Genomic DNA, 19,547 nt, shown 5'->3' with positions numbered 1-19,547 from the left:
ATGGCCGTCAATCGCCAGGGATGTAATCCTGCTAGACGCCATGGCCCGGCCCCACCCTAGTGTCCGCAAGGATCCGATATGCTGCTCCACATTCCCAGCCTGTTTTCCGCCGAGGAAGCACGCGACGCGCGCGCGCGGCTCGAGGCGGCGGATTGGGAGGATGGCCGGCGGACCGCCGGGCATCAGGCGGCGCAGGTCAAGAACAACCTGCAGCTGGCCCTGGACGATCCGGTCGCACGATCGCTTGGCGACCTGATCCTCGAAAGGCTCGCCGCGACCCCGTTGTTCATCGCGGCGACGCTGCCGCTGCGCGTGCTGCCGCCGCGGTTCAACCGCTACGAAGGCGGGGGAACCTATGGCGCTCATGTCGACAGTGCGATCTTCCCCATCCCCGGCACGCCGACGCGCGTGCGCACCGATGTCTCGACGACGGTCTTCTTCAGCGATCCCGACGATTATGACGGCGGCGAACTGGTGGTGGAGGACACGTTCGGCGAGCACCGGGTGAAGCTGCCCGCCGGCGACATGATCGTCTATCCCGGCTCCAGCCTCCATCACGTGACGCCCGTGACGCGCGGCACGCGCTTCGCCGCCTTCTTCTGGACTCAGAGCCTGGTGCCGCCCGATCCCCAGCGCAAATTGCTGTTCGACCTCGACACCGCCATTCAGCGCCTCACCGCGGATCACCCGGAGCATGCGTCGATCGACGGGCTGACCAACGTCTATCACAATCTGCTGCGTCAATGGTCGATCACATGACCCTGGTGCCGCCGCTCACCGCGATACCGCCCGACCTGCGCAGCCTGACGGATTATGAGGAGAGGGCCCGTCACCACATCGACCCCGCCGCCTGGGAGCATCTCCAGGGCGGCGCCGGGGCGGGACTCACGCTCATCGAAAACCGCGCCGCCTTCGACCGGCTTCGCCTGTTGCCGCGCATCCTGGCGGACCTGACCGGCGGGAGCACCGCGATCGAGTTGTTCGGGCGGTCGCATGCCACCCCGATCCTGCTCGCCCCGCTCGCCTATCAGCGCCTCGCCCATCCCGACGGCGAACTGGCGACGGTCCGCGCCGCGACGGCGATGGAGATCGGCATGGTCGCCAGCACCTTGTCCAGCGTCACGCTGGAAGAGATCGCCGGAGCGGGGCGAGGCGCGGCGCTGGAACTGGGCAGCGATCCGGCACCACTCTGGTTCCAGCTCTATCTTCAGGAAGACCGTAGCTGGACGACCGACCTGGTACGGCGGGCCGAAGCTGCGGGGTATGACGCGATCGTGCTCACCGTCGATGCGTCGATCAAGCGCTCCGACTTCACCCTTCCCGCCGGCGTGGACGCCGCCAATCTCCGCGGCATGCCGGGCCTGCGCCAGACGAGCATGCCGCAGGGCCGCATCCTGTTCGGGACGCCGCTCGTCGACGCGGCACCGGGATGGGCGGATCTGGCGTGGCTGCGGTCGCTGACCAGCCTTCCCCTGATCGTCAAGGGCGTGCTGGCGGCGGACGATGCGCGCCTGGCCGTCGCGGCGGGCGCGGACGGGCTGATCATCTCCAATCACGGCGGGCGGGTGCTCGATGGCCTTCCGTCGCCACTCGACGTGATGCCCGGCATGATCGATGCGGTCGGCGGCAAGGTTCCGTTGCTGCTCGATGGCGGCGTGCGCGGCGGGACCGACATCGCCAAGGCGCTCGCGCTGGGCGCTGCCGCGGTCCTGATCGGTCGCCCGCAGATGCACGCGCTTGCCGTCGCCGGAATGGCAGGCGTCGCGCATATGCTGCATATCCTGCGGGCCGAGCTGGAGCTTGTCATGGCGCAGCTGGGGTGCCGGACGGTGGACGATCTGGACAAGAACGTCCTGTTGCTCCCGCACGCCCAGGCCGCGGCGAGCTCGCGCGTGTGAACCCAGGCTATGCGTAACTAAATGCCGCGCGCGCTTGATCGCGCGCAAGAAAGGGCTAGATGCCGCCGCATGGCTTCCCGTCCGCTCACCTTGTACGAAAAGATCTGGGCCGCTCATGTCGTCGAACGGCGCGATGACGGCACCTGCCTGATCTATATCGACCGCCACCTCGTCCATGAGGTCACCAGCCCGCAGGCCTTTGCCGGCCTTCGCGCGGGCGGCCGCAAGGTGCGCCGGCCCGATCTGACCCTGGCGGTGCCCGATCACAACCTGCCGACGACGGCGCGGCTCGACGCGGCGGGCAAGCGCTTGCCGATCGCCGATGCCGAGAGCGCGGCGCAGCTCGACGCGCTGGAGCGCAACACCGCCGAGTTCGGCATCGACTATATCGACGCGGTCGCGCCCGAGCAGGGCATCGTCCATGTCGTCGGGCCGGAACAGGGCTTCACCCTGCCCGGCACCACCCTGGTCTGCGGCGACAGCCACACCTCGGCGCATGGCGCGATGGGGGCGCTGGCGTTCGGCATCGGCACCAGCGAGGTCGAGCATGTGCTCGCGACGCAGACCCTGTTGCTGACTCAGTCGAAGACGATGGAAATCCGCGTCGACGGGTCGCTCGGCTTCGGCGTCAGCCCCAAGGACGTGATCCTGGCGATCATCGGCAGGATCGGCGCGGCCGGCGGCACCGGCCATGTCCTGGAATATACCGGCGAAGTGATCCGCGCCATGTCGGTCGAGGGCCGGCTGACCGTTGCCAACATGTCGATCGAGGGCGGCGCGCGCGCCGGGCTGATCGCGCCGGACGAGACCACGTTCGCCTATCTGAAGGGCCGTCCGATGGCGCCCGCCGGTGCGGACTGGGACAAGGCCGTCGCCTGGTGGACTTCGCTGCGGAGCGACCCCGCCGCGACCTATGATCGTACCGTGCGCCTCGACGCGACCGATATCGCGCCCTCGCTGACCTGGGGGACGAGCCCGGAAGACGTGGTGGCGATCACCGGCGTGGTGCCCGATCCCGACAGCTTCGCCGACCCCGCCAAGCGCGCCGCCGCGCGGAAATCGCTCGACTATATGGGCCTGACGCCGGGCACCGCGATGCAGGACGTGCCGGTCGAGCATGTCTTTATCGGCAGCTGCACCAACAGCCGGATCGAGGATCTGCGCGCCGCGGCCTCGGTCGCGAACGGCCGCCATGTCGCGGACGGCGTGCGCGCGCTGGTCGTGCCCGGATCGGGGCTGGTCAAGCGCCAGGCCGAGGCCGAAGGGCTCGACCGCATCTTCGTCGACGCCGGGTTCGAATGGCGCGAGCCGGGCTGTTCCATGTGCCTTGCGATGAATCCGGATAAAGTGCCGCCGGGCGAACGCTGCGCTTCCACTTCGAATCGGAATTTCGTAGGGCGTCAGGGGCCAGGAGCACGGACGCATCTGGTTTCACCCGCGATGGCGGCAGCAGCGGCTGTCACCGGGCGGTTGAGCGACGTCCGCGACCTGATGGGAGGGTCGAGACCATGAAGAAGGCGCTTGTGCTGCTGATCCTGGGCACCGTGCTGAGCGGCATCGCCGCTTATGCCGCGACGGCCAGGACGAAACCGGCCGACGGAACGATCGCGGTCCGGTAATGAAAGCGATCAGCCAGGTCTCCGGCCGCGCCTATCCATGGGGCGCGAAGAACATCGATACCGACGTCATCATCCCGGCGCACTGGCTTAAGACGGTGACGCGCGGGGGGCTCGGCAAGGGCGCGTTCGAGACGGTGCGCGCACAGCCGGGCAATATCTTCGACGATCCGCGCTATGCCGGCAGCCCGATCCTGATCGCAGGCGACAATTTCGGCTGCGGATCGAGCCGCGAGCATGCCGCCTGGGCGCTCGCCGACATGGGCATCGTCGCGGTGATCGCGCCGAGCTTCTCCGACATCTTCTCCGGCAATGCCTTCAAGAACGGCATCGTACCCGTGGTTCTACCGCAGGAAGCGGTCGACCGGCTGGTCGAGGTCGCGGCGACCGATCCGGTGACGATCGATCTCGAGACGATGACGGTCACCACGCCCTACCAGGATCGCTTTCCGTTCGAGCTCGACGCCTTCCGCCGCCAGTGCCTCATGGAGGGGCTGGACGAGATCGGGCTTACGCTGGCAAGGGATACCGCGATTTCGAAATACGAGTCCGGCGTCAACGAGCACCGGCCGTGGATGAGCGGAGGACGATCCTATGCGGGCACTGTTGTCGAAGGCGCCGGGCGGCCCTGACACCCTCGTCATCGACGAGATGCCGGATCCCGTGGCCGGGCCCGGCCAGGTGGTGGTCGCGGTCAAGGCCTGCTCGATCAACTATCCCGACGTCCTGATCATCGAGGACAAATATCAGTTCAAGCCGCCCCGGCCGTTCGCGCCGGGCAGCGAGATTTCCGGCGTGATCGACAGTGTCGGCGACGGCGTGACCGGCTGGGCGGTGGGCGACCGGGTGATCGCCACCACGGGATCGGGCGGCCTGGTCGAGAAGATCGCGGTCGATGCGGCACGGCTCTACCGCCTGCCCGAAGGCCGCAGTTTTGCCGAGGGTGCCTCGCTGCTGCTGACCTATGCCACCACCATCCATGCGCTGCTCGACCGCGGGCATCTGGTCGAGGGCAATACGTTGCTGGTGCTGGGGGCGGCCGGCGGCGTCGGGCTGGCCGCGATCGAGCTGGGCAAGGCGTTCGGCGCGCGCGTCGTGGCGGCGGTGTCGTCCGAGGAGAAGGCCGCGGTCGCCCGGGAAGCGGGCGCGGATGTCGCGCTGGTCTATCCCCGCGCGCCGTTCGACAAGGATCAATCCAGGGCGCTCGCCGAGCAGTTCAAGGCAGCGCTCGGCCCGGGCGGCGCCGATGTGATCTACGATCCGGTCGGCGGCGACTATGCCGAGCCGGCGCTGCGCTCGATCGCCTGGGAGGGGCGCTATCTGGTCGTCGGCTTCCCGGCGGGCATCCCCAAGCTGCCGCTCAACCTGACCCTGTTGAAGAGCTGCGACGTGTGCGGGGTGTTCTGGGGTGCCTTTGCCGCGCGCGACCCGAAGGCCAACCAGGCGCATATCGAGCGGCTGTTCCGCCTGTGGAAGGACGGCCGCATCGCGCCGCGCGTCACCGAGACCTTCGCGTTCGAGGATGGCGGCAAGGCGATCGCGAAGATGGCGGCGCGTGGGGCGATCGGGAAACTGGTGGTGACGGTGGCGGAGTGACGTTCCTCCCTTATTCCTCCCCGGCACGGGGAGGGGGACCACGAAGTGGTGGAGGGGCTTGGAGCGCGGAACGATCGCCCCGCGCTCCAAGCCCCTCCACCACCCGCTGAAGAAGCGGGCGGTCCCCCTCCCCGTTCCGGGGAGGATTTCACATGCCGTTGCGCGGTTGCGTCATGGCGGCCGCGCCCCTATCTCCGCGGTAATATTTGAGAGACCCAAGGGGACCGAGCAACCATGAGCACTTTCGACGATCGCGAGCGGGCCTTCGAAACCAAATATGCGCGCGACGAGGAAATGGCGTTCCGCATCACGGCGCGGCGCAACCGGCTGCTTGGCCAATGGGCCGCCGCCCAGATGAAGCTCACCCCGGAAGAGACCGACGCCTATGCCAAGGCAGTCGTGCAGGCCGATTTCGAGGAAGCGGGCGACGAGGACGTGATTCGCAAGCTGGTCAGCGACCTGAACGCCGCGGGTGTCGAGGTCGACGAGGGGGCGGTGCGCCGCGCGATCGAGGACCATACGATCGAGGCCCGCCGCCAGCTGATGCAGTCCGAATAAGATGGGGGCGGAATAATCCCATGGCGATGGCAGCCGAAGAGATCGAAGCGCTGATCACCGGGGGCATCCCCGATGCCAGGGTCGAGATCACCGATCTCGCCGGTGACGGCGATCATTATGCGGCGCGCGTGACGTCCGAGAGTTTCCGGGGCTTGCCCCGAATCAAGCAGCACCAGGCGGTCTATGCCGCGCTGGGCGGGCGGATGGGCGGCGTGCTTCACGCGCTTCAGCTCACCACCGCGGTTCCCGAGTAACAGGAGTAGAACCAGTGACCGATGACGCACAGGCCCGCATCGCCGAGATGGTCGCCAAGAGCGACGTTCTCCTTTTCATGAAGGGCAGCCCGCTCTTCCCGCAATGCGGCTTTTCCAGCCGCGCGGTCGCCATCCTCAACCACCTGAACGCCGAGTTCGACAGCGTCGACGTGCTGCAGGACCAGGGCGTGCGGCAGGGCATCAAGGCGTTTTCCGACTGGCCGACCATTCCGCAGCTCTATGTAAAGGGTGAGTTCGTCGGCGGCTCGGACATCATGATGGAGATGTACGAGAGCGGCGAGCTCGCGCAGCTTCTGGAAGATCAGGGCGTCACGTCGGGGAATTGAGGCTTCGAACGGTACCGAAAGGCCCCGCACCGGAAACCCGGTGCGGGGCCTTTTTTATTCGCCACCCTCCCCCCGTTCGGGCTGAGCTTGTCGAAGCCCTGCTCTTTTCTTCGACGGAAGAAAGAACAGCCCCCTTCGACTGCCTGCCAAGGCAGGCGCTCAGGACAGGCTTCGACAAGCTCAGGGCGAATGGGGAAAGACTGGCCAATGACGTCATGACCGCACGAACATTCAAGAGATATGGAGAAGCCGGGTAGGACGGACCGATACGAGATCGGGGGGAGTATCGGCCCGTCCTGCTGAAGCGATGAACGCTCGGCATGCCTCAGACTATGCAGTCGGCGTGCCAGTCCCGATGAAGGACGGACATCCGGGCATGGCGATGGTTAACGCCCCTGCCCGCGCCGCGCCGACTGTAAACCCTTCCGACAGTTCAACCGCCGATGGTGACGGCGACCTCGTACAGCCCGGGATGCGCGGTGCCGAGCGCGGCGTTGCGCGCGAAGAAATCGCTCGCCTTCAGCCGGGCCATCACCCGATCCTGCGCCGCCTGGTCGCGCACCTGGGCATAGTTCACCACCCGATTTCCTTCGAGCCCGCGGTGGATGCTGGCCGACATCCAGCCCTCCACGTCGCTGACCGATCGCGCGCCCTCGGCGAGCAGGGCGATCAGCGCCGCCTGGTTGGCGGGATCGCAGGTGAAGACGTTGATCTGGGTGATGACCCCGGTTCCGCTGGTAATGATCGGCATGTCGTTTCTCCGTACAGGCCTGTGGGGCACACCCCGACAGGCCGGGAACGCGGGTATCGCGTCCCTTCCTGTCGCGGGTTCCGCCTCGGCGGATACGGAGAGCGCTCCCGAAGGAGCGGTGGCCGGGCTTACCGATACCGGCCTGCTTCTTTTCGACCGGCACGGACTAGCAAATTGGCGCGGGCCGGTCCAGGAATCACGGCATGACGAACTCACGCTCCGGCGGCCGTATCCTGGTCGACCAGCTCGTCGCGCAAGGCTGCGACCGAATCTTCACCGTTCCCGGCGAGAGCTTCCTCGCCGTGCTCGACGCGCTGCACGATACGCCCGAGATCGACCTGGTGGTGTGCCGGCAGGAGGGCGGGGTCGCCTTCATGGCCTGCGCCGACGGCACCCTGACCGGGCGGCCGGGCGTCGCCTTCGTGACGCGCGGGCCGGGCGCGACCAACGCCTCGATCGGTGTCCATGTCGCGATGCAGGATTCGCAGCCGATGCTGCTGTTCATCGGCGATGTCGATCGCGGGACGAAGGACCGCGAGGCGTTTCAGGAGATCGATTTTCCGGCGATGTTCGGGCCCATCGCGAAATGGGCGGCGAAGATCGACGATGCCGCGCGCATCCCGGAATATGTCGCGCGGGCGTGGAGTATCGCGCTGTCGGGTCGGCCGGGGCCGGTGGTGCTGGCACTGCCCGAGGACATGTTGCTGGACGAGGTCGTCGCGGTGGATCGGTCGCGGATCGAGCGGCCCGCGCAGGCGGCTTCCAGTGACGCGGTCACGGCCGCGATCGATCTTCTCGCCGGGGCGAAGGCGCCCGTCGCCATTATCGGCGGCGCGGGCTGGGATGCCGCCGCGACGCGAGACTTCACGGCCTTTGCCGAACGCTCGAGCCTTCCCGTCGCCGCCGCGTTCCGCCGACAGGATGCGATCCCCAATGCCTCGTCGGCCTGGGCGGGCAATCTCGGCTATGGCCCCAGCCCGAAGCTGGTCGCGCGGATCAAGGCGGCCGATGTGCTGCTGGTCGTCGGACCGCGCCTCGGCGAGGCGACGACCGACGGTTATGCGCTGATCACCCCGGATCATCCCGGCCAGGTCCTGATCCATGTCCATCCCGACCCGGACGAGCTGAACAGCGCCTATCACGCCGATCTCGCGATCTGCGCGGGCATGGCGGAATTCTCGGCCGCGCTCGCCGCATCCAATGCCGCCCTGCCCGGCTTTGCCGGCACGGAAGCGCATGAGGAGTGGCTCGGCTGGTCCAACCCCGCCCCGCGCGACATCAAGCTCGATCTCGGCCCCTGTGTCGCGGCGATGCGCGATGCGCTGCCGGCCGACACCATCATCTGCAACGGCGCGGGCAATTATTCGGGCTGGTGGCATCGCTACTGGCGCTATGCCGGCCCCGGCTGCCAGCTGGCGCCGACCGCCGGCGCGATGGGTTATGGCGTGCCGGCCGCCACCGCCGCGGCACTACGGCATCCGGATCGCATGGTGGTGGCGCTGGCCGGCGATGGCTGCTTCCTGATGAACGGGCAGGAACTGGCGACCGCGGTCGGGCACGGCGCCGACATGCTGGTGCTGGTGATCGACAATGGCGGCTACGGCACGATCCGCATGCACCAGGAGCGCGAATATCCCGGGCGCATTTCCGGCACCGAGCTGCGCAACCCGGACTTTGCGGCACTCGGCCGGGCTTATGGCTGCTGGGCGGAGACGGTGGAGACGACCGAAGCCTTCGCCCCCGCGCTCGAACGCGCGATGGCGGAGACCGGGGTACGCCTGCTCCATCTGAAGACCGACCTGGAGGCAATCACGCCCGCCACGACGATCTCGGCGATCCGGAAGCGATAACCAGGATGGAAAAGGCCGCCCCGGTCACCCGGAGCGGCCTTCAAGACAATCGAAACGGATCGCGTCAGATATCGTCGCCGAGCGCGCCCTTGACCTTGCCGATCGTCTGCTGGGCCTTGCCCTTCACTTCCTGACCGGCGCCTTCATCGCGCGTGGCGGGGTTGTCGCTCTGCTGCTTGGCCTTGCCGATCGCTTCGTTGACGTTGCCTTTGATCTTGTCGACGAGTTCACCCATGTCCGTGCTCCTTGGTGTCCGCGGCGCCGAGGGCCGGCGCCAGCCACTCCCGGAACAAGAACGGTCGATCGGGCGCGCGGTTCCTGCGGCTCATCGCGTATCCGCCTCGCAATGTACTGAAAACAGAGGGGGAAGATGCCGCCGAGGCGTGCACCCTAGGGCGCGACCTTCTTCAGAAAGGCCATGACCGCCGCCCAGTTCGCCTCGGCGCCCTTGGGGTCTTTCGCCGCGATCAGCGTCGACGAGCCATGCACACCAGCGGCGGGTACATATTGCTCGGCGCGACCGCCGGGCACCGCCGCGGCGATCGCCTTCGCCTCGGCGATCTCCCCGGAATCACTGGACGAGGTGATGAAGACCGGGACGGCGACCCTGGCCGCCGCCGTCTTCACCAGCGCCTTGTCCGGGAAATATTCGCCGGGGGAGAAGGCCAGGATCGCCTTTACCTTGCCGGGATTCTCCGCAGCGAGCGGGAAGGCCAGCGAGGAAGAGTAGCTGCTGCCCCACAGGATGACCGGCAGCTTCGACTGGCTGGCGAAATCGAGCGCGGCCTGCAGGTCGGGCTTCGCCTCGAGATAGTCAGTGCTCTTGCCGAGCAACGCCACGGTCTCGTTATCGCCATAGAGCTTGCCGCCGGAGCGCTGGTCGATCGCGATGGCGGTATAGCCGGCGTCGCGCAGGCGCGGCGCGATCTCGGTATATTCGCCCTTGCTCGAGTCCGCCTGGTGGAACAGCAGAATCACGGCCCTGGGCTTAACCGCCGGGTAGCTGCGCGCGAAGATGGTGAGGTCGTCGGCGGCCTTGAAGGTCACCGGCGTCCAGGAATGCGCCTCCGAAGGGGGCACATTGTTGTATTTGGTCTCCGGCTTGTCGCACGACGACAGCGCGGTCGCCGCGAGCAGCATCAACCCGACACGCACCGACTTCATCAGATCAACCCCGCCAAAGGGCTCGACGGATCAGCATAGAGGCGCTTGCCCATGCGGCCGGCGAGATAGGCGAGCCGCCCCGCCTCGACCCCGGCCTTCATCGCCGCGGCCATCATGATCGGGTCCTTGGCTTCGGCGATGGCGGTGTTCATCAGCACGCCGTCGCAGCCGAGCTCCATCGCCGCCGCTGCGTCGGACGCCGTGCCGACGCCCGCGTCGACCAGCACGGGCACACCCGCGCCCTCGACGATCAGGCGGATCGTCACCTTGTTCTGGATGCCGAGCCCCGAACCGATCGGCGCGCCCAACGGCATGATCGCGACCGCGCCGGCATTTTCCAGCCGCTTCGCCGCGATGGGATCGTCGACGCAATAGACCATGGGCAGGAACCCCTCCTTCGCCAGGATCTCGGTCGCGCGCAGCGTCTCGACCATGTCGGGATAGAGCGTCCTGGCCTCGCCCAGCACTTCGAGCTTCACCAGGTCCCAGCCGCCCGCCTCGCGCGCCAGGCGCAGGGTGCGGATCGCCGATTCGGCATCGAAGCAGCCGGCGGTGTTGGGCAGATAGGTGACCTTTTTCGGGTCGATGAAGTCGGTCAGCATCGGCGCCTTGGGATCGGACACGTTGACGCGGCGTACCGCGACGGTGACGATCTCGGCGCCCGAGGCCTCGAGCGCGGCGGCGTTCTGGGCGAAATCCTTGTATTTGCCGGTGCCGACGATCAGCCGCGAGCGGAAGGTGCGGCCGGCCACCGTCCAGCTGTCGAGCGTCGGCGTGACGTCGCCGCCGCCGACGAAATGGACGATCTCCAGCTCGTCGCCATCCTCAACCATGACCTGGCCGAGCGTCGAGCGCGGCACCACCTCGAGGTTGCGCTCGACCGCGACCTTTTCGGGGATGAGGCCGAGATCGGCGGCGAGCTGCGCCAGGGTGAGGCCCGCGGCGACGCGGCGGTGTTCGCCGTTGACGCGGATCGAGACGGTGTGATCGGTGTGCATTGATCTTCCCTAGCCGTTCGCTTCGAGCGAAGTCGAGAAGCCCGTTCCCGCACCACTGTGTCTCGACTTCGCTCGACACGAACGGCTAAAGAAGGGCCGCCCGCGATATAGAGGGCGAGACGCTGCCCGCAACCGAAAGGCTCCTCCTTGGCCGATACGATCTTCGTCCTCAACGGTCCGAACATGAACCTGCTCGGGCTGCGCGAGCCGGAGATCTACGGCAGCGACACGCTCGACGACATCGCCGGGCAGCTCGAGGACCGGGCGCGGGAGCTCGACCTGAAGGTCGATGTGCGCCAGTCGAATCACGAGGGGCATCTGGTCGACTGGCTGCACGAGGCGCAGGCCGTCGGCGCCAGGGCAGTGATCCTCAATGCCGCCGCGTTCACCCACACTTCGGTCGCGATTCACGACGCGATCAAGTCGATCAAGACGCCCGTGATCGAAGTGCATCTTTCCAACCCCCACAAGCGCGAGGACTTCCGGCATTTGAGCTGGGTAGGTCGTGCCGCACGGGGAACCATCGCCGGCTTCGGCGCGCTTTCGTACCTGCTTGCGCTTGATGCCGCCGCCCGTCTCTGACAGGACGCCCCGCTTAATAGGGTTTTTGGCCCAATAAGGGAGATCATGGGTCGCATGGCCGAAGAAACGAATACCGATCCGATGCGGATCGATGTGGAGCTGGTCCGCCAGCTCGCGCAGATGCTCGACGAAACCCAGCTGACCGAGATCGAGGTCGAGGACGGCGGACGGCGCATCAGGATCGCGCGCAAGGCCGCCGCAGCGGCGCCAACGGCGCATTACGCGCCGGCGCCTGTCGCCGCACCCGTGGCATCCGCCGCCGCGCCGGTCGAGGCCCCAGCGGCCGTTCCTGCCGCGAACGCGGTCAAGTCGCCGATGGTCGGCACTGCCTATCTGTCGCCCGAGCCCGGTGCGGCCTCGTTCATCAGCGTCGGCAAGACGGTCAAGGCCGGCGATACGCTGCTGATCGTCGAGGCGATGAAGGTGATGAACCCGATCCTCGCGCCCAGTGCCGGCACCGTCCGCGCGATCCTGGTCGAGAGCGGCCAGCCGGTCGAGTTCGACCAGCCGCTCGTGGTCGTCGAGTAAGCCATAATGGCTGAAATCAAGAAGCTCCTGATCGCCAATCGCGGCGAAATAGCGCTGCGCATCCATCGTGCCTGCCATGAGATGGGCATCAAGACGGTCGCGGTGCACTCCACCGCCGATGCCGACGCGATGCATGTCCGGCTTGCCGACGAAGCGATCTGCATCGGCCCGCCGCCCGCGACCGAGAGCTATCTCAACGTCGCCAACATCATCTCGGCGGCCGAGATCAGCCATGCCGACGCGATCCATCCCGGTTACGGCTTCCTCTCCGAGAATGCCCGGTTCGCCGAGATCGTCGAAGCGCATGGCATCATCTTCGTCGGGCCCAAGCCCGAGCATATCGTCACCATGGGCGACAAGGTGGAGGCGAAGCGCACCGCGGGGGCGCTCGGCCTGCCGCTCGTCCCCGGTTCGGACGGCGCGATCGGCGACGTGGTCGAGGCCAAGGCGATCGCGCGGGAGATCGGCTATCCGGTGATCATCAAGGCCGCTTCCGGCGGCGGCGGGCGCGGCATGAAGGTGTGCGCGTCCGAGGATCAGCTCGAAACGCTGATGATGCAGGCGGGCAGCGAAGCCAAGGCGGCGTTCGGCGACGCGACCGTCTACATGGAAAAATATCTCGGCAACCCGCGCCACATCGAGTTCCAGGTGTTCGGCGACGGCCAGGGCAATGCCATCCATCTCGGCGAGCGCGACTGCTCGCTGCAGCGCCGCCACCAGAAGGTGCTGGAGGAGGCCCCCTCCCCCGTGCTCGGCGCCGAGGATCGCGAGCGCATGGGCGGGATCGTGTCCAAGGCGATGTCCGACATGGGCTATCGCGGCGCGGGCACGATCGAGTTCCTGTGGGAAGACGGCGAGTTCTACTTCATCGAGATGAACACAAGGCTTCAGGTCGAGCATCCGGTGACCGAGATGATCACCGGTCTGGACCTGGTGCGCGAGCAGATCCGCATCGCCGAGGGGCATCCGCTGACGCTGCGCCAGCAGGACGTGGTGTTCCGCGGCCATGCCATCGAATGCCGCATCAATGCCGAGGACCCGCGGACCTTCGCGCCTTCGCCCGGGCTGGTGAAGCAATATCATGCGCCGGGCGGCATGAACGTGCGGGTCGATAGCGGGCTCTACGCCGGCTACCGCGTGCCGCCTTATTATGATTCGATGATCGCCAAGCTGATCGTCTACGGCACCACCCGCCAGGGCGCGATCCGCCGCCTGCGCCGGGCGCTGGAGGAGTTCGTGATCGAGGGCATGAAGACGACCATTCCGCTGCATCAGGCATTGATCGAGGACCCGGATTTCCAGGCGGGGGATTATACGATCAAGTGGCTCGAGGAATGGCTGGCGCGGCAGGAGGATTGAGTTGTGGAGAGACCTTCTCCCCTTGTGGGAGAAGGTGGCGCGTAGCGCCGGATGAGGGGGAGTGAGGTTCGGGACACAGGCGAGTGTCCCCCTCACCCTTCCCAAGCTTCGCTTGGGCCCAGCATCGGGTCGGTCATGCCCCCGGCATGACCTGAACAGCGCGGGGCGCTGTTCACCCAATGCTCCTCATCCCACAGGGGGAGAGGGAAATATGTTCATCGGTCATTACAGTGCAGCGTTCGTGGCGGCGACCTCGCCGAAGGCGCCGCGGCTGGGCACCTTGTTCGTCGCGGCGCAGCTCGTCGATCTCGCCTTCTTCTCCTTCGTGCTGCTCGGCGTGGAGCATATGCGGCTCGTCCCCGGCATCACCGCGATGAACCCGATGGACCTGTACAACATGCCCTGGACTCACAGCCTCATCGGCGCGCTGGCCTGGTCAGCGGGGTTCGCGCTGCTGATCCGGCTGTGGATGCGGAGCAATGCGGCAGCGCTGATCGGCGGGGCGGTGGTGTTCTCGCACTGGCTGATCGACCTGTTGGTCCACCGGCCCGATCTGACGCTCGCGGGCGGGCCGCCGCCGTTCGGGCTGGGCCTGTGGAATTATCCGGCGATCGAGATGCCGCTCGAACTGATCCTCGCATATGGCACGCTTGCCTGGTTCACCCGCAGGACGCGCGGGCCGTGGATGCCGGTCGCGGCGCTGGCCGTGGCGATGGCCGCGTTCCAGGCGTTCAACTGGTTCGGGCCGGAGCCGGCGACGATCGTCGATCCGCCGCCGCCATCGCTCGCCATTCTCGGACTCCTTGCCTATGTGCTGCTCGCGCTGCTCGCCTGGTGGGTGAGCCTGACGAGACAGTTGAAGGTTGGGAGTTGAGAGTTGAAGGCGACGATCTGGCATAATCCGCGCTGTTCCAAGTCGCGCGAGACCCTGGCGATCCTGCAGGAGGCGCCCGGCGTCGAGGTCGAGGTGATCGAGTATCTCAAGACCCCGCCGACCCGCGAGAAGCTCGCCGCGCTGTACGAACGCGCCGGCATGACCCCGCGCCAGGGCCTGCGCATGGCCGAGGATGCGGCGCGCGGCCTCAAATATGCCGAGGGCGACGCGATCCTCGACGCGATGATGGTCGATCCGATCCTGATCGAGCGGCCGCTCGTCGAGACCGAAAAGGGTGTCCGGCTCGGCCGGCCGCCGGAGAAGGTACGCGAGATTCTCTGAGGGATGCGCGTGCGCGGCCCCGATCGAGAGGTTGTGCGATCATTTGCGGATGCCGACGACGAGCTTCACCGTGCGTGAATGCTCGAGCGTGTCGAGATTGCGTCCGCGATCATAGCCGAGCCCGATCGACAGATTGTCCGACGGCGCGAAGGTCAGGCGAAGCCCGAGCCGTTGGGCATCCCCGAGCCCGCGCTCCAGATTCTCGCGCAGCGCATAGGTGCCGGCCAGCGACAGGATATCCGCGTTCGCCAGCTTCAGGCGCAGCTGGGCGGCAGCATCGAACCCCAGCCGCGTATAATGCGGTGCGCCTGTCAGATCGGTCTTGCGGCCGATATCGCTGAAGCCCGCATGATCGCCGACGCCGGTCAGCTTCCACGAGAAGTCGACGCCGCCGCCCAGCGGCGCGGCGATAAGATTGCCAGGGATGGGAAAGCGCGGTGTCCATTGGGCGGCGACGGACCAGCCCGAGGAGTCGAAGCGCGTATCGGTGAGATAGCGCACGCTCAGCGCATAGAAGTGATTGGCGGTGGTCTTCCCGCGGGTTTGCACGACACCGCCGAGTTGCAGACCGAGATTGAGATTGTCGACCTTTGCCGTCGCGGCATCGCTCGCCTTCTCATATTCGAGCTGCGTGAAGACAAGCGGACGAATGCGCGCCATCACCTTGCTGCGCCCCGCGTCATACGCCTTTCTACCGATCGACCGGTCGCCAAAGCCGATGCCGAGCGTGCCGTAGAATGAATAGGTGTCAGTGTCCGCATCCTCGTCGCGCAGATAGGCGAACTCCGCGAACGGGCGGTCGGTAAGCTTTGCCGCCGCGAAATCGGTCGGCTCCTTGGCGATCAGCAACTGCCCGACACCCCCGCCATCGGAGGGCGGCGGCGTGTGCTCGGCCGACGGGATGCACAGGAAGCGGTAGTTCGCGTCGCTCCGATCGAAAATGTCGGCAAGCACGGCCGCGGTGTCAGCCGCGCCGAGCGGACCGCCGCTGCGCGCCTGCACCTCGATGCCACCATAGGCGAGCGGCAGGAAGCGTCCGGCCCCCTCCTCCGTCGGCGCAGTCCAGCCGCCGACCGTGCGGCTGACCAGCAGATACGCTCCCCGGTCATCGCCTTTGCCGGCGATGAAGAGCGGCGCCAGCACGCTCCCCGGTTGCGCCAGCAGCGGCGCAACGTTCTTGAAGGTCACCACATCGCTCGACAGCAACGCCTCGTACAGCGCCGCGGCCTTGATCTCACCCCGCCTGTCGCCGGTGGGCGTGCAATGCTTCGCGATCAGCGGGGCGAGGTTGTCGATGAGGTTCCGGTCCGGCCTCTCGGCCCCCGGGCGTGCCTGCGCGGCGGGAGAGGCGGCGATCGCCAGCCCCGTGGCGGCGGCGAGCAGCGCGCGGTTCACAGATATTTCCCATTGGCCAGCACCTGGTCGCGCACCCAGGCGGCGAGGGAGAGATAGGATTCCTTGCCGAGTTCGGTCATTTCCGCGTCGCTGCCGCTGGCAAGCGAGACGAAGATTCCGAGATCGTGGATCACATCCTGCACGCAGCTCAGCAGGACCCGCACCTTGTCCGCATCGTCGAACGCATCCGCGACCGTGTCGGTCAGCGAAGGTTCCTCGGCGGGCACGCGCAGCACGCCGTCGATCACGCAGGTCTCCGCCTGCGCCTGCGAGAAGTCGGCAACGCCGCCGCCCGTGTCCCGCGCCGCCGTGAGCGCATGCAGCGCCTCCATCGCCGCGGCGGCGGGCGCGTGCGGATAGCAGGTGGCGGCGAAGTCATAGTCGAGCGTGTCGATATCCGCGCCGCCCGGGATCGGATGGTGATCCCGCGTCAGCGCGCCGGGGATCTGGTAGCACATGATCGAATTGCTGTCCGCGCGGGGCGTGCCGAGCAGGGAGCCATCCTCGATCGGCGTGAGGACCTGCGCGATCACTTCCTCGCGCGACCAGCCCTGCGTCGCCATATAATAGGCGATGGCCTTTTCCCGGTCGATCTTCTCGACCAGTTCGCGGCGCATATGTTCGTGCGGGAAACCCAGGGTATGGCCGGTCTCGTGCCGGACGACGCGAATGAACTCACTTTCCGGCGTGTTCATGGTGAAGCCCTCGAGATTCATCGTGGGCTTGTCGGCGTCGATCAGCAGGACATCGGTGCCGAGATAGGACCAATAGCCACCATCCTCGCCGCCGCCGCGCGCAATGCGGACCTGGGCCTCGCCGCTGGTCTCGGTGAAGGCGACGTTGGCGCTCGTCCCCCATGCGTTCATGTGCGCGAGGATGCGCCGGCGCAGCACCGGCTCGGGATTGTCGAGAAATCCGACGGTCAGCCGCACCCCGTTGGTCTTCCATTTCCGCTCGACGAGAATTGAAAGCGACGCGCGGTCGAGGTAGTGCGTGGGGAGCAGTCGCTTGAAGCGCGTGACGGGAGAATAGTTGCGCAGATTGATCTCGACGGCCTTGATCAGCGCACCGTCGATCGACGCTTCGGGCAGGCGCTTGGGCGTGCAGGTATGAACGGTCATGACGCACTCCTGTGGTAAGAAGTTGGGATGCCGACGACGCGCCGGCGGACAGGACTATTTCCTGGGCGGCTCGGCCGGCGCGAGGGCATTGCCTTGTGCACCGCTGGCGGGCGTGCATTTCGCGGTGCACTCCGCAGGCCCGGGCTTGCCGACGACCGCGCCGCTGGCGACCGCGGCGATGGAAAGGAACAGAATCGAGCCGATCAGCAAGGCAAGCGCAGGCCCCGCCTTGGACAGGCTCTCGCTCAGCGACGTCAGCGCCTTGACGAGGTCAGTGAGTTCGCCGACGCTCACCGGGGTGAGCCCCTGGGCTTTGACGGCCATCTGCCTGGCCGGTTCGGACGGCCTTGCGGTTTGCGCCTTCACACTCAACCAGAGAAACAGCGCGAAACACAGGCCGCCCATCACCAATGCGGTGATCGTGACAATGGCTTGCATGATCTTCCTCCTTCGCGATCCGGGTCGATCGCAACGAGGAGACAGTCCTCCCATCAGGGTCCGGGCAGCGTGAAATTCCTGTTCGCCGAGCGTGAAAAAGGGAATTCGCGCCGAAACGGTTCAGAATGTCCCGATCACGCGCCAGCCGCCTGCAAGATGGCCTCCAGCATCTGGCGATGCTCGGGTCGGCGCATTTGCCGCGCGAGCGCCAGTCCCGGACCATTCACCAGCGTGGCGGCAAGCGTGCGGGCCTCTTCCTGCCTGCCGAGCAAGTGGGCGCTCACGCACAGGCCGAGCGCCGTCGGCGGAAAGCCCGGCGTCGCACGGTCCGCCTCGACGAAGAAGTGATAGGCGTCCTCGATCGTGCCGCGCTGGAGCGCCGCGAAGCCGATGCCCGACAGCGTCTGCCCAAGCGCGCCGGTCGCCGGATTGATCCGCAGCGCCAGTTCGAACCGCTCGGAAGCGCGCTCGGCATCGCCGCGCAGCACGTCCACCCAGCCGCCCCAGAACAGCGTCGGCTGGTGCGCCGGCAGCAGATGCAGCGCCTTGGCGACGATCCGATCGGCCATCTCCAGGTCGCCGCCGATATTCATCAGCGTGCCCGCGCAATAGCCCAGCGCCTCCACATTCTCCGCCCCGAAGCGCATCGCGGCCTGATAATTGCTGATCGCCCGGCGCAGCGTCGCCTCGCGGTCCGGCGAATAGTTCATGAGATAGGCGATGCTGCAACAATAGGCGGCGAGCGAGGTGGCCCAAGGGCAGGTCGGATCGTCATTGACCAGCTGCAAGGTCAGGTCGAGCGCCTCGGCGATCGCCTCCTTCTCCCAGCTACGGAACAGGGCATTGGCGCGCCAATAACGTTCATAGTCTCCGGAGATCGGGCCAGTCAGGCGCAGGCTGCGCTGGCGTTCGGCATGATCCACCTTGGTCCATATCTGCGGTGCGATCTTTCCGGCGATCGCCTGCTGGAAGGTGAAACTGGCGTCGATCCGGCCGATAAAGGTGTCCGACCAGAATTGCTCGCCGTTCAGCCCGTCGATCAGCGATGCGAGCACGCGCAGATTGTCGCCGTCGCTCAATATCGTGCCGTCGAGCAGATAGCGCACGCCCAGTCGGCTGGCGATCTCGGGGCGCGACCGCCCCTCCTCCGCCAGGAGGCGCGAAGCGTTGCTGGAGACGATGAAAAGTTGCGGAAAACCACTCAGGCACACGCTGATCTCACCTGCCAGCCCGATGCCGAGCCAGGCCTGGGGATCGGGGCCGAGCACGGTAAAGGGGAGGACGGCAACCGACGGCTTGGGCGGTGGCAACGGCCGCGTACCCAATGCCAGGGTCTCGCGCGCGGTCGGCACGGCGCCGCCGAAGATCTCGTCGGCGCTGGGCAGCGGCTCGGCAGGCTCGGGCAGCGCCAGTTCGATCATGTCGCGCACGCGCTCGCGCTCCTCGCGCAGCCAGTCCTCGAACTCGTCGCAATCCGGCAGATCGATGCCTTCCAGGAAATCGCCACCGAAGCGGGTGCGGGCATCGGGCGCGCTCACGCCGAGCGCGAACACGTCGACTTCCAGCCGGTCGATCGCCAGCGCCACCCGTTTGGTCTCGCAGATCAGCAGATCGCTCGCGCCATGATCGGACAGCACCCTGCGCAGATTGGAGAGTTCGCGGCGCAGGCTGTCCTGTGCCTGTTTGGGCGCGCGAGCCCCCCACAACATCGCCTCCAGCTTGCGGCGGGCGCGCACGCCGCCCGACGAAACGACGACGATCGCAATGAGCGCGGCGGCTTTCTGGCTGCTGATCTCGATGCGGCTGCCATCGGGCGCAAAAAGCCCGAAGGGCCCCACCAGATTGAGCCGATAGCGCTGCATCCCCAATTCCCCGC

General features: G+C 66.9%; 22 protein-coding genes. 14 read left to right on the top strand and 8 right to left on the bottom strand.

Features of this window, described 5'->3' with window-relative positions:
• The first annotated feature begins 78 nt into the window (after positions 1-78).
• From AC1DX5_RS16745 to grxD, 8 genes are all read left to right on the top strand, one after another.
• On the top strand, positions 79-759 hold the full coding sequence (locus AC1DX5_RS16745) for a Fe2+-dependent dioxygenase (protein WP_478016447.1): 681 nt from the start codon (positions 79-81) through the stop codon (positions 757-759).
• Positions 756-1,898, top strand: a complete 1,143-nt coding sequence (locus tag AC1DX5_RS16740; RefSeq protein WP_478016446.1) for an alpha-hydroxy acid oxidase — start codon at positions 756-758, stop codon at positions 1,896-1,898. The genes AC1DX5_RS16745 and AC1DX5_RS16740 overlap by 4 nt, the downstream gene beginning before the upstream one ends.
• Positions 1,899-1,967: 69 nt before the next feature.
• The gene (gene leuC, locus AC1DX5_RS16735; protein ID WP_465176195.1) at positions 1,968-3,410 is read left to right on the top strand and encodes a 3-isopropylmalate dehydratase large subunit; all 1,443 of its coding nucleotides are present in this window, start codon (positions 1,968-1,970) and stop codon (positions 3,408-3,410) included.
• Positions 3,411-3,516: 106 nt separating this feature from the next.
• Positions 3,517-4,146, top strand: coding sequence for a 3-isopropylmalate dehydratase small subunit (gene leuD, locus AC1DX5_RS16730; RefSeq protein WP_478016445.1), 630 nt, complete (start codon positions 3,517-3,519; stop codon positions 4,144-4,146).
• Positions 4,109-5,110: an NADPH:quinone oxidoreductase family protein gene (locus AC1DX5_RS16725; protein WP_465172608.1), complete on the top strand. Its 1,002-nt coding sequence runs from the start codon at positions 4,109-4,111 to the stop codon at positions 5,108-5,110. The genes leuD and AC1DX5_RS16725 overlap by 38 nt, the downstream gene beginning before the upstream one ends.
• Positions 5,111-5,344: 234 nt before the next feature.
• Positions 5,345-5,668: a DUF1476 domain-containing protein gene (locus AC1DX5_RS16720; RefSeq protein ID WP_465172607.1), complete on the top strand. Its 324-nt coding sequence runs from the start codon at positions 5,345-5,347 to the stop codon at positions 5,666-5,668.
• A gap of 20 nt (positions 5,669-5,688) precedes the next feature.
• Positions 5,689-5,922 (top strand): BolA/IbaG family iron-sulfur metabolism protein, encoded by a 234-nt coding sequence (locus tag AC1DX5_RS16715; RefSeq protein ID WP_372852413.1) that lies wholly within the window; start codon positions 5,689-5,691, stop codon positions 5,920-5,922.
• 14 nt (positions 5,923-5,936) lie between these two features.
• The gene (gene grxD / locus AC1DX5_RS16710) at positions 5,937-6,269 is read left to right on the top strand and encodes a Grx4 family monothiol glutaredoxin (protein WP_465172606.1); all 333 of its coding nucleotides are present in this window, start codon (positions 5,937-5,939) and stop codon (positions 6,267-6,269) included.
• Between the two features lie 433 nt (positions 6,270-6,702).
• Here the strand turns inward: grxD and AC1DX5_RS16705 are convergent, their stop codons facing one another.
• Positions 6,703-7,020 (bottom strand): antibiotic biosynthesis monooxygenase, encoded by a 318-nt coding sequence (locus AC1DX5_RS16705; protein ID WP_465172605.1) that lies wholly within the window; start codon positions 7,018-7,020, stop codon positions 6,703-6,705.
• A gap of 203 nt (positions 7,021-7,223) precedes the next feature.
• Here AC1DX5_RS16705 and AC1DX5_RS16700 point away from each other — a divergent pair, with 203 nt between their 5' ends.
• Positions 7,224-8,870, top strand: coding sequence for a thiamine pyrophosphate-binding protein (locus AC1DX5_RS16700; RefSeq protein WP_478016444.1), 1,647 nt, complete (start codon positions 7,224-7,226; stop codon positions 8,868-8,870).
• Positions 8,871-8,934: 64 nt separating this feature from the next.
• Here AC1DX5_RS16700 and AC1DX5_RS16695 read toward each other — a convergent pair whose 3' ends face one another.
• The 3 genes from AC1DX5_RS16695 to thiS form a co-directional block, all read right to left on the bottom strand.
• The gene (locus AC1DX5_RS16695) at positions 8,935-9,105 is read right to left on the bottom strand and encodes a CsbD family protein (protein ID WP_465176190.1); all 171 of its coding nucleotides are present in this window, start codon (positions 9,103-9,105) and stop codon (positions 8,935-8,937) included.
• Positions 9,106-9,260: 155 nt separating this feature from the next.
• Entirely contained in the window at positions 9,261-10,034 is a 774-nt protein-coding gene (locus AC1DX5_RS16690; RefSeq protein WP_478016443.1) for an alpha/beta hydrolase, read from the bottom strand.
• Positions 10,034-11,032 carry a sulfur carrier protein ThiS gene (gene thiS / locus AC1DX5_RS16685; RefSeq protein WP_478016442.1) on the bottom strand — a complete coding sequence of 333 codons (999 nt, stop codon included), beginning with the start codon at positions 11,030-11,032 and terminating at the stop codon, positions 10,034-10,036. Before thiS ends, AC1DX5_RS16690 begins: the two co-directional genes overlap by 1 nt.
• Before the next feature lie 147 nt (positions 11,033-11,179).
• Between thiS and aroQ the strand changes: the two genes are divergently transcribed.
• From aroQ to arsC, 5 genes are all read left to right on the top strand, one after another.
• A complete protein-coding gene (aroQ, locus tag AC1DX5_RS16680) occupies positions 11,180-11,614 on the top strand; it encodes a type II 3-dehydroquinate dehydratase (RefSeq protein WP_478016441.1) in 435 nt (144 codons plus the stop codon).
• Positions 11,615-11,668: 54 nt separating this feature from the next.
• A complete protein-coding gene (gene accB, locus AC1DX5_RS16675; RefSeq protein WP_478016440.1) occupies positions 11,669-12,142 on the top strand; it encodes an acetyl-CoA carboxylase biotin carboxyl carrier protein in 474 nt (157 codons plus the stop codon).
• A 6-nt stretch (positions 12,143-12,148) separates the two neighbouring features.
• Complete coding sequence (gene accC, locus AC1DX5_RS16670) at positions 12,149-13,501, top strand: acetyl-CoA carboxylase biotin carboxylase subunit (protein WP_465172598.1); 1,353 nt, start codon at positions 12,149-12,151, stop codon at positions 13,499-13,501.
• Between the two features lie 211 nt (positions 13,502-13,712).
• Positions 13,713-14,375, top strand: a complete 663-nt coding sequence (locus tag AC1DX5_RS16665) for a hypothetical protein (protein ID WP_478016439.1) — start codon at positions 13,713-13,715, stop codon at positions 14,373-14,375.
• 3 nt (positions 14,376-14,378) lie between these two features.
• Positions 14,379-14,717 carry an arsenate reductase (glutaredoxin) gene (arsC, locus tag AC1DX5_RS16660; protein ID WP_478016438.1) on the top strand — a complete coding sequence of 113 codons (339 nt, stop codon included), beginning with the start codon at positions 14,379-14,381 and terminating at the stop codon, positions 14,715-14,717.
• A 39-nt stretch (positions 14,718-14,756) separates the two neighbouring features.
• Here the strand turns inward: arsC and AC1DX5_RS16655 are convergent, their stop codons facing one another.
• The 4 genes from AC1DX5_RS16655 to AC1DX5_RS16640 all read right to left on the bottom strand — a co-directional run bounded on the left by AC1DX5_RS16655 (position 14,757) and on the right by AC1DX5_RS16640 (position 19,533).
• Entirely contained in the window at positions 14,757-16,112 is a 1,356-nt protein-coding gene (locus tag AC1DX5_RS16655; RefSeq protein ID WP_478016437.1) for a hypothetical protein, read from the bottom strand.
• On the bottom strand, positions 16,109-17,233 hold the full coding sequence (locus tag AC1DX5_RS16650; RefSeq protein ID WP_478016436.1) for a zinc metalloprotease: 1,125 nt from the start codon (positions 17,231-17,233) through the stop codon (positions 16,109-16,111). Before AC1DX5_RS16650 ends, AC1DX5_RS16655 begins: the two co-directional genes overlap by 4 nt.
• Before the next feature lie 54 nt (positions 17,234-17,287).
• On the bottom strand, positions 17,288-17,671 hold the full coding sequence (locus AC1DX5_RS16645) for a hypothetical protein (RefSeq protein WP_465176182.1): 384 nt from the start codon (positions 17,669-17,671) through the stop codon (positions 17,288-17,290).
• Positions 17,672-17,805: 134 nt separating this feature from the next.
• Positions 17,806-19,533, bottom strand: coding sequence for a hypothetical protein (locus AC1DX5_RS16640; RefSeq protein ID WP_478016435.1), 1,728 nt, complete (start codon positions 19,531-19,533; stop codon positions 17,806-17,808).
• Positions 19,534-19,547 lie beyond the last annotated feature (14 nt).

This window comes from Sphingomonas sp. P2_B6, from assembly GCF_056404755.1.
The sequence above is the reverse complement of the archived record's forward strand: the minus strand, read 5'-3'. Positions and strand labels throughout refer to the sequence as shown.